The sequence below is a fragment of the Clostridioides sp. ZZV14-6387 genome (assembly GCF_020657835.1).
GTDB lineage: Bacteria > Bacillota > Clostridia > Peptostreptococcales > Peptostreptococcaceae > Clostridioides > Clostridioides difficile_A.
In genome coordinates this window covers 247893-265119 of record NZ_JAGWCW010000001.1, presented here as the reverse complement: position 1 = coordinate 265119, position 17227 = coordinate 247893, and the positions used below count along the sequence as shown (strand labels likewise).

Here is a 17227-nt window from a genome sequence, read left to right as displayed (position 1 = left end):
AGGAATTAGGAATTAGGAATTAGGAATTAGGAATTAGGAATTAGGAATTAGGAATTAGGAATTAGGAATTAGGAATTAGGAATTATTTATGTAAATAGATTAATATAAAAGGTAATTAAACATTAGTGAAAAATTAAAGATAGTTAAATTAAAGTAATGGTCTAATATATGAAATTTATAGTGACTTTATAATTTAAAGATAAACTTGGGTGCTATTGACAAAGAATAAAATTAGCAGTAAAATGATTGCATGAGCAAATAGATTATTGCGCACGCAAAAATAAGCGACAAATAATAAATAAGGAGAGAATATGAGACAGCTATTAAAATGGGTTTCCATTATAAATAGATATAATACAAATTATATTGACAGGAAATTGGCGGACATTGGAATCAATAATAGCCAATATTTTTATGTGTTACACATATGTAATAATCCAGGTATTACACAAGATACTATATTTGAAAAAATCCTTGTAAATCCTAGTAATATAACAAGAGCTTTGGCAAATTTAGAAAAAGAGGGATTTATCACTAGAAAACCAAGTGTAAAGGATAAAAGAACATGGCATTTATATCCTACAGAGAAATCTTTAGAATGTTATGATGAAATATTAAAAATAACAAATGGATATGTAGAAGAATTGTTGAGTTCATTTGAAAAAGAAGAGAAAGAGTTGTTTATATCAATGTTAGAAAAAGTTGCATTTTTAGCTATTGATATGAATGAAGAAGCAAAATTGGAGGCGAAGGAAATTGGAAGAAAACTATAAAGAACCATTGGAATATGATAAAGTTTCAAAATTATTAACTAAGTATGCAATTCCTAGTATTATAGCAATGTTAGTAAGTGCCTTATATAACATTGTTGACCAAATATTTATTGGGCAAGGTGTTGGGGTATTAGGTAACGCTGCTACAAATGTTACTTTCCCATTAACTACAATATGTACAGCAATTGCCTTGTTATTAGGTATTGGAGGTGCATCTAAATGCTCATTAGAATTAGGAGCTAAAAACTCAGAAAAGGCTACAAAAGCAGCAGGAAATTCAATCTGTTTGATGGCTATTTTTGGAGTAAGTTTGTTTATAATAGTATCAATATTTTTGACACCATTATTAAAATTCTTTGGCTCTACACCAGAAATACTACCTTATGCACACACATACACAAAAATTACATCAATCGGATTACCATTTCTTATAATGTCCACTGGAATGAGTAAGTTGATACTTGCAGATGGAAAACCAAAAGCTTCTATGTTTTGTATGTTAGTAGGAGCAGTCATTAATACAATCTTAAATCCATTATTTATATTTGTTTTTAATATGGGTATTGCTGGGTCTGCTTTAGCAACTGTCATTGGACAGTTTATATCTTTTGCAATAAGTATTTATTATATAAAGAACTTTCAACATATCAAATTACATAAGAAAAGTTTTAAATTAGAGAGTATAATTTATAAACATATATTTGCACTAGGTTCAAGTTCATGTTTTAATCAATTAGCAATGACTGTAACACAGATAGTTATGAACAATACATTGGCATACTATGGAGCTAGGTCAGTTTATGGAAGTGAGATTCCACTTGCTTGTGTTGGTATTATTATTAAAGTAAATATGATTTTTATATCTATAATTATAGGTATAGCACAAGGTATGCAACCTATTATAGGATATAATTATGGAGCTGAAAATTATAATCGTGTAAAAGAAGCATATAAGTTAGCAGTAGGAAGTGCAACTGTTATAGCTATTATTGCATTCTTATGCTTCCAACTATTCCCACGACAAATTACATCTATATTTGGTAATGGAAATGAGACTTATTTTATATTTGCAGAACATTATTTTAGGACTTTCTTGTTCTTAACATTTATAAATGGTGTTCAAATAATATCATCAACTTTCTTTACATCAATTGGAAAATCAGTACTGGGACTTTTTACTTCTTTGACTCGTCAGATTCTATTCTTAATTCCATTGATAGTAATCTTACCAATGTTTATGGGAATTGATGGAGTAATGTTTGCAGGTCCAATAGCAGATGCTGCAGCGGCAATTGTATGTATATACTTTGCACTTCATGAAATGAAGTCATTAACTATAAAGCAAAATAAGATGATTGGTAATCATAAGGAGATTGTGGAAGTATAAGAGAATCTCTAAGAAATGTAATAAATTAAATTTTATTGATTAATACTAAAATAATATTCATGTATAATTTTAGAGGTGCATTTTCAGGAGCTACAGTGAGATTGCAGAGTATAGATACTTTATCTTACTTGAAAAGATTGTTTAAAAAACACTCAAATCTGCATAATAGCTAATGAAAATGCACTATTTATAATGCTTGTTTTTTTAATAAAACTAAAAACCTATCTCCATTCAGTTACATTACTCAATGGTAATCTAGGTCTCATTGATGGTTCTTCATCAGGATAACCTAAAGATATTGCAGCTACCAATTGATTACCTGTATCTAGCCACTCACATAATTCACGATATGCAAAGTATACATCACAAATCCAAAGACTACCTAGACCTAATTCTACAGCCATAAGTGACATGTTTTGAATGGCAGCTCCAATTGATTGTATGTTTGCCATTTCATAGAAGCGTTCTTCAGCAGATAAGCTTTCTAAAGGTGATTTACCTAATTTGTTTAAAATAAAGATTGTTACTGGAGCTTGTTCCATAATTTCAACTGTGTAATTTGCACCAGCTATATGTTGACGACTCTCTGGAAGAAGTCCATTGTCATCAATTTCATTTTGAATACCCTTACTCATGACTTTAAGCATAGATTCTTTTTCATTTTCAGTGACAACAACAAAATGCCATGGTTGTCTGTTTTTAGATGAAGGTGCATTTATTCCAGCTTCAATTATTTTTTCTATGGTTTCATGTGAAATACTTTGATTTTTATATTTTCTAATACTGCGTCTTTTTGATATAGAATCACTTATCATCTTAAGTAACCTCCGTTTATTTTTTGGGAAAATACATTTGAGTTTTAGTTTCCATTTTTAATTATTTTAGCATTAATCAGGAAAAAAGTCATTAATCTTGGTATAGGGTTGTATTTGATATTATATTAAGGACTATATAGAAGAATAAACTATAAAAATTTAGTATTGTTTTGTGAATTATATAAAATTCTATAAAGCAGGAACTTTGTGGTTTTAGTCATGAGAGGTTCAGATGTGTAAAAGAGTAACATATATGTTTTCTATTAAAAGTTACATATGAAAGTATTAGATACTTATAAATATAAAATATTGTGAATAAAATATGATAAATATAATAATCTATATGTTTACATTAGAGAATTTATATACTATAATTATTTAAAACTAAATATGAACACTGAAGAGGTGATGTAGTGAAATTAGATATGGATAGTATGATATATATACTAATTTATATGACATTATTGGTATCTATTATTGGAAGTATAATTTATTTTTGTAAAGACCTCTTAAATCATAGAATTACATATGTTTTAATAAGAAACATATTTGTAAATAGAAATACATACTCTGAAGAAAGATTGCCTAAACAGTATATCGTTTTTCAAAAATATGATATTTGGAGGTATTGTAGTCTGTTTTAATTTGAAATGAATCTATTATAATTCTAAAGATTAAAAATAAAAGGAGATAATAAAATGGATTTCATTTCAAGTATATTACAAGGATTATTAAGTATATTATTTAACTTTACAGGAGATTTTGGGATTTCTATTGTACTTATAACTTTAGTAGTGAAGTTAGTACTAATGCCACTGTCATTGAAACAAAGATTTTCTGTAAAAAAACAGCAAGAATTAGCAGAAAAAATGGAACATATAAAAGAAAAGTATAAGAATGATACTAAAGAATTGGAAAAGCAAATACAAGTAAATTCTATAGAAAGTATGAAGAGTATGCTGGGATGCCTTATAATTTTAGTGCAAATGCCAGTAGTATATGCGTTATATCATGTATGTCTAGATATGACAAAGGAATTTACAACAATTATAATTCCATGGATTGCTAATTTAGGTACATTTGATAATTTATTTATATTGCCTTGCATATATACATTAATTATGTTAGCTTCAAATTTGGTGAATTATATACCGTATTTTAAGGTGAATTCTCAAGTAAAGTTTAACAAGCAAATGGCTTTAGTGACTACTATAACAAGTCTTATATTGACTGCTAGAACTCCAGTAGCGATAGGTCTGTACTTTATAACAAGTGCAATTTACTCATTAATTGAAGATATTTGTTTTAGAATATATTTTAATCGAAAAAATAGAATAGTAGCTAAGTAATATAATTATTATTCTAGACATATTTTAGCCTGCTAACTTGAGATATAGTTAGCAGGCTATTTTTATTAGTAATACTATAATAATACTATTAAAAATAGTTGCAAAATAAATAAATTAATATAGACTAAAATAAAGTCTACAAAAAAGAAGCTAGATTTACATAACTGCTGATGATGAAGTTGAATCACTTACAATATTAAAAATAGTTATATAGATTTAATGGAATTAGATATTATGATTCCATATTTAAAATGAATTCTCAGCATGTAGAGTTTCACGTGAAATAGCTAAGATGATTATTAAGACAAGTATATAATTTTAGTTGAGCATTATATAGTATTATTATTTTAGTATAGATTACTTGGATTCTTTTGACTTAAATATTCCTTGATTATAAAACTGTTTTGAGTAGGGAATAGACAAGGCGAAAAATAAGAGCATAATACCTGCTATTATGATTAAATTATTAATAGATAGTATATCTGCCATTGGTCCAAAAACCATCATACCAAGGGGAATAAAGCCTGTATATATGATGATAGGTAAACTAAGAACTCGACCTTGCATCTGCGGTTCTACATGTTCTTGCAACATAGTCATAGCTGATGCTTGAATAATTGGAATAGAAAAATTGGTAAAAAACATAAATATAAAAAATTGCCAAGCGTGCGTTACAAGACCTAAAATAATTGAAAAAATAGCATAAGATAATATTGCTAAGAAAAATGTCTTATTTCTGTTTTTAAAGCCACCAAAGATTCCTATAACCAATCCACCTAAAACCATACCTAAAAACCCAATCATTTCAATAATAGACAGATACATATAACCCTTGCCAAATGTACGTTCAATCAATAGCCCTATAAGAAAACCTGATGGAACACAAAGAAGCATGAATGCACTATAAGTAAAAAGTATCTTTCTAATGAATTTATTTGAAAAGCAGTACTTTATTCCTGATACCATATCTGTAAAAAATGATACTTTTTCAACTTGCTTTGGTATGTTATGTTTAGGAATCTTGATAAATATTAATAACACAATAGCTATAATTGCAGTAAATATATCGATTAAAAGAATTTGATTTATTTTATTCCCAAAACTAAGGATTGCTGCAGCTACAATAGGAACTATAAATTGTACTATAGATTGTAGACTACCATTTATGCCATTAAAACGCATTAAATATTCTTCTGGTACAAGTTGAGGAATCATTGCGCTTACAGCAGGTGTCTGCACACCACTTCCCAATGAACGTATAACAGATACTATTGCTATAGCTATCATTTCATTCTTTGTTCCAGTTGATGACATCATAAATAGTATTAGAACTACTGTAGAGATAGCAATTATTGAATCTGATACAATGATGAGTACTTTCCTATTGTAGTAGTCTGCCCATACACCAGCAAAAAAAGAAATTATCATTTGAGGGATAAAGGAACATACAGTTAAAATTGTTACCCATATTCCTGATGATGTTTGAAGTGTGACATACCATATAAGGGCCATCTGTACAAGCGATGAGCCAAATAGGGAAATATATTGACTTGCTAGAAAGGTAATTACTTTTTTCTTCCATGTAGAATTAGTATTTTTGTTTTCCATTCTATTCCTCCTTTGATTTGTGTGTTGAATTTTTCTCGCTCTTAAGAATAACACACAAATCAAAGTCTGGAGTTAGAGTGTAGGGTTAAGAAAATTGTTTTTTCATAATTTGAAGATGAGCTTTCATGGTTTTTGCATTATGTTCAGCTTCTTTCAATGAAGTTATCAACTTATCACATACTGATATAATTTCATCATCATCTTTTGGAGTATCGATGACAGTTTTAATATTAGTGTCTGGATTACAAGATAAAGCATTTAACATTCGTAAAATGGCTGAAAGAGAATAGTTCGCACAACGAAGAGAACTTATAATTTTAAGTCGTTTTATATCTTCATCAGTATATACACGATAACCATTTTGTTTTCTTTTTACTTTTAGTAAACCATTCATCTCCCAGTTTCTTAAAGTATCTATTGTAACTTTTAAGTGTTCTGCAGTTTCTTTTCTAGTTAGAAATAGTTTATCTGTTTCAGTAGTAGTTCCATTTAAAATTTGTGCAACTATGGTAAGAGCCTCCTCAGCATTGGATTTTTCTATTTCTAACTGTTGCAAGTATTGGTCTACAAGACAGATAGCTTTGTCAAAGTCTCTATTTGCGGATGTTTTGATAATCTCAAGGGCGTTTTTTCTCAACCCTCTTTGCATAACTTCAATTTTTAAGGCTGTGCGAGCAAATCTAAATTGTTCTATATGAAAATCATTAAAGATACGATATCCATTGGTATTACGTTTAGGTCTAGGTATTAAGTTGAGTTCTTCATATAAACGAACTGTATTAGGATGTACACCAATTAAATCTGCTATTTCTGATGTTGTGTAAGTGTTCATTAGTATTCAACTCCTTTATGTATGTAGTATCAATCATAATATCACTAAACCAAAGTCTGGTGTTATAGTGGAGGGTTTTGCTATCTGTAGTATAGTTAATCTATTATAGCAGTAAGTATATGTTTTTGAATAAGTTCCCATCTATCACGTGGTTTAAAAACTATCTTAGATGGTATGGCTATGACTAAGTCATATTGTGGAATACAACAGATAGCATTTCCCCCAGCCCCCAGTGCTGAATACCATAAAACTCCGTCTTTTTCACATAACCACCATAGATAACCATACTCATTAGTATTCATTTTGACTGATTCTTCAATCCATGATTTAGATATAATACTTTTATTATTCCAAATACCATTATTTAAATACAGAAAACCAAGTCGTAACATATCTCTAGCACTCAATGTAAGCCCCCAGCCACCTGTAGAATTACCTTGCCTATCTTTTGACCAACCCTTAAGGTTTTTCCCAAATAAATCTTCAAAACCGAAATCATTCATATCATAATCTGGTATAACTTTCATACCAATAGGTTTAAATAAGTGTTCATTAGCAAATTCACGAGCAGATTTACCAGTAGTCTTCGTGATAATAGCTGAGAGTAGGTGAGTTCCAGCAGAAGAATATTTGAAAGTCCCAATGTTACCTTTTTGACCAAGTTGATTAAGGATATACTTTATCCAATCCTTCTGTTTACAAAGTCTCTCTAATGACTCAGTCATATTTTTAAAAGGGTATGGTGCAGTCATTGTAAGTAAATGGCGTATAGTTACTGCCTTTTTACATATTTCAGAAGGACTACAAATGTATTCAGGGAAAAAATCAACAACTTTTTGGTCAATATCTTTTATATAGCCTTTATCTATTGCAATACCAATTAAAGCAGATATAATACTTTTTGTAACTGAGGCAACATGAAAAGTATCATCAACATTATAACCATTGTAATATTTTTCAAATACTATATTTCCTTTCCTTGAAATAATTATCCCATTTATATTACTGTATTGCGAGATTATTAAAGGTTCAAGTTGTGAGAGTTTTTTTGAACTCATACCAACGATTGAAGGGTCTACATTTTCAAATGTTAAATCTAAGCAGTTGTTTTTATTCATTATAGATACCTTCCTGTTATAGATTTTGGATTTTCTTTTAGAGAGTTAGGAGAGCCTTCTGCAATTATATAGCCTCCCTTATCGCCACCTTCTGGACCAAGTTCAACAATCCAGTCACAAACTTTTAAAACATCTATGTCATGTTCAACAACGATTACAGAGTTTCCATTTGCCACTAACTCATCCAATAGTTTCATTAGTTTAGCAGTATCATATAGACTTAGACCAGTAGTTGGTTCATCCAACACATAAAGGATATTACCAGTTCGTTTTTTACCAATTTCTTTTGCAAGCTTGATTCTTTGAGACTCACCTCCACTTAAAGTAGGAGTAGGTTGACCCAGTTTTATATATCCCATACCTATTTGTTCTAGTACCTTTAAGTGTGAAACAATATTTGGAATATCTCCAAAGAAATTTACAGATTCAGATACACTCATATTTAAAATATCATGAATATTTTTATTTTTATATTTAATAGATAAAGATTCGTCATTAAATCTCTTTCCATGACATTCATTACATATATGGTCTATACTCAAGTTACTACCCAGCCAGACTTTTTCATTTCCACTGCCACTACATTTAGGACAAGCTCCTTTAGAATTAAATGAAAAATGGCCAGCTGTAAATCCTTGAGCTATTGATTCTGGTTGATTTGCAAATAATGTACGTATCTTATCCCATATACCAATATAAGATGCAGGGGTTGAATTCATATTCTTACCAATAGGGGACTGAGATATCTCTGAATATCCAGAAATATACTTAGTGCCTATCAATCTGTCTGCTATAGTTTCAACAAGTGTATAATCATCTTCATCGTTTATTTCACTATCTGTGCTACTTGTTTGACTATTGATATTGTGGTTATTAAAGTAACTTCTAAGAAGAGGAAGTAGGGTGTCTGACACAATAGAACTTTTTCCACTGCCTGATTTACCAGATATTCCAACCATAGCACCCAAAGGTAATGATACTGTTACATTTTTAAGGTTATTTGTATTTGCATTTTGGATAGTTATACAAGGTATTTTATCAATATTCGTAATATTTTTAGAGGTCAATCTATTAGGCATTGAGTATTTTCCTGATAAATATTGTCCAGTGAGAGATTTATCTGATTGAAGTAGACCTTCTAAATCTCCTTGATACACAAGTTGCCCACCTTCAATACCAGCCTTTGGTCCAATATCAATAATATGCTCTGCCATTTTAATTGTATTTTTGTCATGTTCAACTACTATGACTGTATTACCTAAGTCTTTAAGTTTTTTGATGGATTTCAAGATGTCTATTTTTTCTGATTCATGTAATCCAGCAGTTGGTTCATCAAGCACATAAATTAATGAATCCATCTCTGAATCAAGATGTGAATTTAAAAATAGTCTTTGTATCTCTCCACCACTCAAAGTTGACATTTCTCTGTATAAGGATAAATGGCCTAATCGTGATTCTATTAGGTGGCTAGTTTTGGTCAAAATATCATTTATAAGGTTTGTACCAAATGTATTTAAATTCTCTTGATTCAATAAAGTTTTAAGAAACTCATCAATTTCCAAAATAGTCATTTTTCCAAGCTCACCGATATGTTTTCCATTTAAGAGTACTCCACGTGCTTCTTCACCAATCTTAAAACCATGACAATCCGAACAAGTAGTCATAGTATAAATTCCATTTAAATCTTCACCTCTTTTGTAACGGTTGTGAAATAATTTGGATAAAGAGGAACTTTTTTTACCATTTTCATAATGACCATAGAGTACTTCATTTTTTACTTCCTCAGGTAATTGTAAGAATTGTATTTCTAAGTAATCTTTGAATTTTTTAGATAATACTCTCAAATATCCTGGTGTAATTTTTGCTCTATTCAAGACTTGTTTTAGGGTATCATGTTTATCTAAGACTAGCTTTTCAATATTAATCTCAAAATATGCTCCATGTCCAGAACATTTCATACACATTCCGTCTGAAGAATTGTACGAAAAATAACTTGGTCTCAATCGTTCCTCTTTATGACCACAATCATTACAAACTAGATTAGTGCCTACAGGAGTATTACACATCGTACACATTATCTGTCCTTCTGTTGAGTACAATAGCGTAAGCATATTAAGGATATTGGTTCTTGTGCCTACTGTTGAACGAGGATTACTTTGACGAATAATATTTTGTTGGACGGCTATTGTAGGAGCTAAACCTTGAATATTATCAAATTTATCTTCCTTATCAATTCCTGAAAGTATGCCTAAAGATTGTAGATATTGTTTACGCCCCTCTTCAAATACAATGTCAAACATAAGGCTGGATTTACCTGAGCCACTGACACCTGTTGCAACAACAAGTTTGTCTTTTGGGATAGAAACATCTATATTTTTAAGATTGTGTATCTTAGCTCCATTAATTTTTATTTCTTTCATTGGTTCACCTCATTTTATCAATCTTATCAAAACATAACATAGGGATGTTTGAATCCTTAGTACAAGAATAATTTAGAGTAGGTTATTAAAAATGTTCTATAGGCAAATATATATCAACTAAGTGCCTATTTTGAGGGTGATTGTTTGGGTTATTAAGATATACTTCAAAAGGAAATGATGAACGTAACTTGTAATTGCCATTTGATAGCCATTCATTATACATAAAATCCCAAGCATCACTGTATTCATGTTTTGAAATATCGAAATGTCCCACAAGATACTTTCCAGAAGGTATTATCATATTACCAATATTATCATTTTCTTTGACAATCTTGTTGTCTGGAATTGTCATACAAATACTAGTTCTTAATTGATGTTCCTGTGTAAATTGTGGATTATCATGATATATAGCTAATATTTTTGTATTATCAAGTTCAATTAGATTCTGCTCACTTACATATGTAAAGAGCTTTTCTAAGAGTTTTGGGAAAGTACTGGTTAGATTACCATATGAACCAGTATATCTAGTATAAACAGTATTCATATCATCAAGTTCTAGAATTTCAATTTCACCCTTAACCTCTCTAGTATTCTTGCATTTAGGTTTTGATATGCTTCTATTGTACTGAGAAATTTTATATGGTTCTTTGCAATTCTTGCTATAATTATTTCTATATTTTATAGGGCTTATTTTATAATAATTTTTAAATGCTCTAGAAAAAACTGCAGAATCAGTAAAACCAAAGTAGTGTGCAATATCAGTAATTGTCATATCAGTACGATGAATAAGAAAAGCTGTTGCATTTTCTAGTTTTAGTCTATTTACATACTGAGATAAAGTTTCTTTTTCTATAGCTTTGAAAATTCTATGAAAATGAAACTTTGAAAAACCTGCTATATTGGAAAGTTCATCAAGAGAAAGTGGTTCATGTAGATGTTCTTCTATATAGTCTTGTACTTTGCAAATACGATTTAGATATTCTGTTTTACTTTTTGAGCTTGTCATAAATATCCCTCCTCATTGTGTAAACTGTATATATTAACTAAGTGATAGTAATAATATTTTATATATTTGTAATTTATGGAAAATAAGGTGGTATCCAATTTTTTATAATTAATAAAAAGTATAAGATGTCTTATATTTGTCTTTGTAGATATCAGTATGATATTCGTAATAATTAGTATACCATAGTGATTTATTTTTGATTGTGTATTTATATAAATACATAACTTATTATATGGGATAGTTATCAGGTGAATAATAACTGAAGGTAGTTAAGGTAGAGTAGTTTAATATATAGTACAAAAGCATAGAGGATATAAAATAATATTAAAAAATTACATACTAAATTTAATAAAATTTTTATATTAAAAATAATATTAAATTTATTGTTTAAATAAAAAAGTTAAATCTACACCATTAACTTATTATACTTAAAACTTTAAAATAAAAATAATCATCTAATAAGTTATTTACAAATCTAAATACTTTTATAAATGATTATTTATTTAAAATGGAGGAGTGAGAATATGAGTAACAGTTTTTATCAATTAAATTCAGCAGTATTATATTTTAATGAACGAAGTGATGTAAATAGAATAAGATTTAATCATTATGTAATGAGAAAGGAAAATATACAAAGATTAAAAAAAACTTTGCCAAGAGGACAATTTATGATGACAGTAAGAAAAGCTGCATCAGACCTTGATGTATCCATATCTACAATAAGTAAACTTGTAAATGAGTTTATAGATTTAGGTATATTGAGACTAATAAGTAGAGGAGTAAAGGGAAATTGTTGTTCTGTATATAGTTATGTTTGTTCTGAAGATAGTAATACAGAGGTTGTAACGAAAAATAGTGATATTTTCACAAATATAGAGAAATATATTAATGGAACTATTAACAATAATCAAAAATCAATGAAATATAAGCATAGAGATGGGTTGTTCAAGCACAATAATACCAACACATATGGCTGTATAGATGAAGAGAATATAGATGAAGATTATGAGTGGGTAATTGATACAGGATGTGAAACAGAAAATGAGACAAAGAAAAAAGAGTTATTAAAAAACAATTTAAATAAAAAGAATTTAAATAAAAATGCACCTGAAGAATCAACTTACCAAGCTTTAGAAAGTATTCATGAAGTTATTATAAGAAAACTAAATAATGAATCAGGAAAAAATTTTAAAGTTGATTTAGGTATAACTAAGGAGATTATAGATGAAAGATTAAAAGAAGGGCATTGTTTAGAAGATTTTTATAAGGTTATAGAGTCAAAGGTAAAAAGATGGAGATATACATCTATGGAGATGTATATAGAGCCAGTAATTTTGTTTGGATGTGACTTTGAGTCGTATTTAAGTGAAGGAAGTTCTTTAAGACCTTGTAATTATGGAGATAGATGTGAGGATATGTATGAGTAACTGTAGAGAGATATTTATTAAGAGGTTAGTTTGTTTTTAGTTGATTAAAATATGAGTATATGTAAGGATAAACAGTATATTAAAAAATAGTGTGCATTTTTTAGTGAGAAATGCACACTATTTTTTTAATATATTGGAGAAATATAACCCATTTGAATTGCTTTTGTGATAGCTTCAACTGATGAAGAAACATCTAGTTTGTCATATATATGTTGTAGATGATTTGATAATGTTCTTTCACTTATGTACAACTCGTCAGCAATCACTTTTCTTTTTTTACCACTACAGATAAGCTGTAATATTTTTTTCTCCATACTTGTCAAATCTTCAATAATTATTTCATCGTTTTCAGATGTAAAACAAGTTCTACCTTGATATACTTTTAATAGAGAATCAATTAAACTATCAGGACTAATATTTTTATTAAGGAATCCGCAGATACCTATTTTTTTAGCTTCATATTTATAAACAGGCAGGTCATATCCTGTTAATATTATTATTTTAATGGTAGGGTTAATCTTTAATAAATTATAAGCTACTTTTAATCCATCATATTCGCTTAAGTCTTTAAGATTTATATCCATTAAGACAATGTCTATTCTTTTATCTACAATCACTTCTGATAAATTATGAACATCTTGTGTAGAATAAAATTGTTCAATTTCATCATATTCTTCTAATGCAATGGACAAGCTCTTAGCAAAAAGTGTATGGTCATCAACTAACAAAATATTTATAAGAACCATCTCCTTTCATAGGAATTGTAATTTGTACACAAGCACCATGGGGGATGTTATCAGATATGTTTATCGTTCCTCCTAGATTTTCTACTTGTTCTTTAATTGATACAATTCCTTTATGCTTTGTTGTATCTAAAGAGATTTTAGATATACCTAGATGAGTTTTGAGGGATGTATTTGTAACACCATTATCACTAATATTCAATTTTATTATATCTTTTTCAAGTGATAAAGTTATCCATGCATGGCTACCATTTGAATGCTTATATACATTTGTTAGCAATTCTTTAATTAAACGGTATATCAATATATCGTATGGCTCAACCAAAAATAAAGTATCAGAACATATAAATGAAACTGAAATATTTCTTTGTGGAAAAGTTAAGGAAACACTTTCAATCAAATTCTGATAATTTTCTTTTACTGTTAGATTTTTTAATATTACAGGATGATAGTCTTGCATTTGCTTTCTTATACGTGTATTTAAATCATTAAGTGTATCACATATAATATCTTGTATTTCTGGGCGATGTGACTTGTTAGTCATATTTTTTATTGAAAGCAAGTCTTGCAATATATCATCATGTAAAAAATTAGAGAACTCTATCTTTAGCCGTTCCTCTTGTTGTAATCTATCTAATGCTAGAGTATACTTACTATCTTTAGTTATTTGTTTTTTTTCATATTTTAGATTAAATTCCAAAATAATATTACAAATAAAAATTAACATAAACAAGGTGTTTATAGCTATCAATATTATAGATAAATTGCCACCACTAAATATTACTATCATACTAATTAATGTGATACTTATAAAAAGAAGAATAATCCTTTGTTTTAGGCTAAAGATTGTTGAAAGAGGAAAACTATCATTTTCTCTAAGTACAATCCCATGAATACTCATAGAAAATATCAATACAGTTAGATAGATTCCAAAATTACTAATATGATTTGAAATTTTTATTGTGAAAAAGTAATAAATAATAAATCCTATTAGTGTTATAAATATAGAAATAAATATAGGCTTTTTTTCACTTCTTATGACAAAATCAACCCTTTTCCAATGGTAAAAAACAATATATAAAAAGCATGCTATACTTACTACAAACTGTAGTCCATACATACCAGCATATATTCTTTTAGAAATAAATGTTCCTATAACTGTACCAAAGCAAGTGATAAATAATAAAATATCTGTTATCTTGCGAAACTTATATCTGCTACCTTGAAACAAGAATAAAAGTATAAATTTGATGGAGATATACAATATAATTGGGCTTAATATTTCAAAAATAATAGTACTTACAGGTGTTGCTATAGAGGATAAGAGTAAATACCAACTATCAAGCATTAACAATCCACAAAACAATGAGATAGTATTATTTTCTCTGACATTACAAGATGTTATATATGTAATATCTATAAGTAATAATGTTGAGATTATCAAGGGAATGATGCTTTGTATATTCAGATAAGTTTCAACATTTGTAGACAATACCATAAAGAGGAGTGATAAGATATAGTTTCCTAAAAATAGTATTTTTAAATTAAAGTTTGTCAATTTTATACACCTCCTTATAGATTTATAGTGTGTATTATATTAGGCTCATGACTATATCAAATTTATGAGTTTATAATTTTTATTATATAAAATATTTATAAATAAATAAAGTGGACTAAATCGTCACACATTTAAGTATGACGATTTAGGTAAATATCATTTTTTTAATACGATTTTACAACAGGTTTTAGTAGTGAGTATGTAGTATATTAAATATACTATGGCAGTTAAGAAAATCGCAATAATTACAGGTATGTATTGTGAAAACGAGCTTCCAAGTAAATTTTGCATCAAAGCAGTTTTATAGACCAAAGTAGCAAATACACAATCCAATATCCCAAGTAAAAATGGAATATTAAAAAATGGCAACACCTGCTTCTTGATAATTTTTTTTATTTGAACATTAGTGTAGCCCATTTTTTGTAAAATATCATAGTCAGACTTTGAATCTGAAACTGCTGATATATTGTTAAAGTATAAAATACTTCCAACAGCAATAAAAAATAAAACAACAAGAAATCCTATTAGCAGGAATGTAGAGCTATTAATTGATAATAAGTCATTAATCCTGTGGGAATGACCTTGTAAATAAGGACTTTTATTTAAATAATCTGAGATGTCACTATATAAATTTTCGTTATTTTTAATTGATTTACCATTGATACTTACAATACTTGTTACTGGTAATTTATTTTGAGCTATTTTCTTATATATACTATCACTAACAACGAGAGTTCCAACACTATTACCAAAAGAGATGGTATTATTTAGAGATGTCTCTTTTACTATTATAGGTGTTTTTGTATCATTGATGAGTAGTGGATAAATCATTCCATTTTCACTACTTCCATCATTATTCGGTTGATACTTTACCAAAATACATTCATTATCTCTTAAAGGAGTAAGTTGTTTTAGTAGTTTTGTTCGATTTTGTCCCTTTAATAAAGTGTAGTAATCAGAAAAAGATATACATTCAAACCCTGCCTCTCTAGGAATAAATTTTTTTAATGAACTATTATTAGATAAATCATTCCTAGATGTACCAATTGTATATTCAATTGGAAGGTCTTTTGTTGAAGATTTTACTTTATAAATATCCGTCTGTGTAAAAGTAACATCGTCTGTATTCGATGTATATTGACTTACAATTTGTTTTACATCTTCAATTTGCTTATTTCTTTCTACTCTAAATTCTATCTCTGAAGGTGCAATACGTGAAACTGATGCAATAGGATAATATAAAGAGAGTGCCATGACACTTGAAACTGTTAAAGTAGCAGCACAGAGCAATGTAAGCATAATCAGAGTCTTAGAATTTGAGCGAATACGATAGATAAAGTTTGGAGTAGTTATTATCTTTATATCTGTATAGAAAGCTTTTTTATTTTTTTTGCTATGTTGCATAATGTATGGAAGAAAGGAACTGATAAAGAGAATTGTACCAACTACAATAAGAATCATAGTTATCAAACCTATTTGATAAAATCCTATACATATCCATACTGACTTAGTTCCACGAAGAATATCTAATGCTAGACAATAGCCACTTAAAATCAGAATAAAGCCTATAAAAGCTGGAATTTTTCGGAACTTCAACTTTTTTTCTGCACTTTTTTCATATCTTACTAATTTTATAAGTGAAGTCTTAAAAATAAATTTAGCGTTTGATATAGCTATTACTAAAACAACTAAGACTATAAAGAGTGTTGTTTTAGATATTGCACTCATATTAAAAAATGGGATTTGTGAATTGTCAATTGACAAATTGAGAAGTGCATTAATTCCAAAGACAATACCTTTATGAACCAATGCCCCCAATATCAATCCAACAATAAGAGCTCCAATACAAGTTAATATATTCTCAAAAGTAAGTAGTGATAGGACTGTAAACTTACGGTAGCCAAGTAAAGTATATATGCCAAGTTCTTTTGTACGACGTCTCAAGAAGAAGCGATTTGAATATGTCATATAGAAGATAACAAATACCATTAAAAATATGGAGATAACATTACACATAGATTCGACTCTGCCATCAGTTGAAATCTTTTCTAATATTACCTTATTAACAGAAAATGAAGTAAATGCAAAAAATACAGTGATAACAAAAGAGACTGAAAGCATATATAGAGAATAGAATGAAAGGTTCTTTTTAAGGTTTTTTATTGCCATGTAAAAAATGTTCATTAAATTA

The 17227-nt window shown here is 28.5% G+C and carries 14 protein-coding genes; 5 read left to right on the top strand and 9 right to left on the bottom strand.

Translation table 11 applies throughout. The features are described from left to right. The first annotated feature begins 311 nt into the window (after nt 1–311). Both KGF38_RS01170 and KGF38_RS01165 read left to right on the top strand, forming a co-directional pair. A complete protein-coding gene (locus tag KGF38_RS01170; RefSeq protein WP_219674348.1) occupies nt 312–773 on the top strand; it encodes a MarR family transcriptional regulator in 462 nt (153 codons plus the stop codon). Further along, nucleotides 757–2160 (top strand): MATE family efflux transporter, encoded by a 1404-nt coding sequence (locus KGF38_RS01165; protein ID WP_167640630.1) that lies wholly within the window; start codon nt 757–759, stop codon nt 2158–2160. Before KGF38_RS01170 ends, KGF38_RS01165 begins: the two co-directional genes overlap by 17 nt. A 221-nt stretch (nt 2161–2381) precedes the next feature. Here KGF38_RS01165 and KGF38_RS01160 read toward each other — a convergent pair whose 3' ends face one another. Further along, nucleotides 2382–2975 (bottom strand): nitroreductase family protein, encoded by a 594-nt coding sequence (locus tag KGF38_RS01160; RefSeq protein ID WP_227832103.1) that lies wholly within the window; start codon nt 2973–2975, stop codon nt 2382–2384. A gap of 698 nt (nt 2976–3673) precedes the next feature. Here KGF38_RS01160 and KGF38_RS01155 point away from each other — a divergent pair. Beyond that, entirely contained in the window at nt 3674–4324 is a 651-nt protein-coding gene (locus KGF38_RS01155) for a membrane protein insertase YidC (protein WP_227832102.1), read from the top strand. Nucleotides 4325–4681: 357 nt separating this feature from the next. Here the strand turns inward: KGF38_RS01155 and KGF38_RS01150 are convergent, their stop codons facing one another. The 5 genes from KGF38_RS01150 to KGF38_RS01130 all read right to left on the bottom strand — a co-directional run bounded on the left by KGF38_RS01150 (nt 4682) and on the right by KGF38_RS01130 (nt 11308). After that, complete coding sequence (locus tag KGF38_RS01150; protein WP_227832101.1) at nt 4682–5932, bottom strand: MFS transporter; 1251 nt, start codon at nt 5930–5932, stop codon at nt 4682–4684. Between the two features lie 85 nt (nt 5933–6017). After that, on the bottom strand, nt 6018–6764 hold the full coding sequence (locus KGF38_RS01145; protein WP_167640627.1) for a MerR family transcriptional regulator: 747 nt from the start codon (nt 6762–6764) through the stop codon (nt 6018–6020). Between the two features lie 95 nt (nt 6765–6859). Then, nucleotides 6860–7882 (bottom strand): serine hydrolase domain-containing protein, encoded by a 1023-nt coding sequence (locus KGF38_RS01140; RefSeq protein WP_227832100.1) that lies wholly within the window; start codon nt 7880–7882, stop codon nt 6860–6862. Then, a complete protein-coding gene (locus KGF38_RS01135) occupies nt 7882–10302 on the bottom strand; it encodes an excinuclease ABC subunit UvrA (protein WP_227832099.1) in 2421 nt (806 codons plus the stop codon). The genes KGF38_RS01140 and KGF38_RS01135 overlap by 1 nt, the downstream gene beginning before the upstream one ends. Nucleotides 10303–10387: 85 nt before the next feature. Then, nucleotides 10388–11308 carry a GyrI-like domain-containing protein gene (locus KGF38_RS01130; protein ID WP_227832098.1) on the bottom strand — a complete coding sequence of 307 codons (921 nt, stop codon included), beginning with the start codon at nt 11306–11308 and terminating at the stop codon, nt 10388–10390. Between the two features lie 524 nt (nt 11309–11832). Here KGF38_RS01130 and KGF38_RS01125 point away from each other — a divergent pair. Next, nucleotides 11833–12735 carry a conserved phage C-terminal domain-containing protein gene (locus KGF38_RS01125; protein ID WP_227832097.1) on the top strand — a complete coding sequence of 301 codons (903 nt, stop codon included), beginning with the start codon at nt 11833–11835 and terminating at the stop codon, nt 12733–12735. A 125-nt stretch (nt 12736–12860) separates the two neighbouring features. On the opposite strand, the gene KGF38_RS01120 is transcribed toward KGF38_RS01125, so the two are convergent. Both KGF38_RS01120 and KGF38_RS01115 read right to left on the bottom strand, forming a co-directional pair. After that, nucleotides 12861–13481, bottom strand: a complete 621-nt coding sequence (locus tag KGF38_RS01120) for a response regulator transcription factor (protein WP_167641013.1) — start codon at nt 13479–13481, stop codon at nt 12861–12863. Continuing rightward, a complete protein-coding gene (locus tag KGF38_RS01115) occupies nt 13453–14709 on the bottom strand; it encodes an ATP-binding protein (RefSeq protein WP_227832096.1) in 1257 nt (418 codons plus the stop codon). The genes KGF38_RS01120 and KGF38_RS01115 overlap by 29 nt, the downstream gene beginning before the upstream one ends. 19 nt (nt 14710–14728) lie before the next feature. Here KGF38_RS01115 and KGF38_RS01110 point away from each other — a divergent pair, with 19 nt between their 5' ends. Then, complete coding sequence (locus tag KGF38_RS01110; RefSeq protein WP_227832095.1) at nt 14729–14950, top strand: hypothetical protein; 222 nt, start codon at nt 14729–14731, stop codon at nt 14948–14950. A gap of 242 nt (nt 14951–15192) precedes the next feature. Here KGF38_RS01110 and KGF38_RS01105 read toward each other — a convergent pair whose 3' ends face one another. Then, entirely contained in the window at nt 15193–17220 is a 2028-nt protein-coding gene (locus tag KGF38_RS01105) for an FtsX-like permease family protein (RefSeq protein ID WP_227832094.1), read from the bottom strand. Nucleotides 17221–17227: the final 7 nt, after the last annotated feature.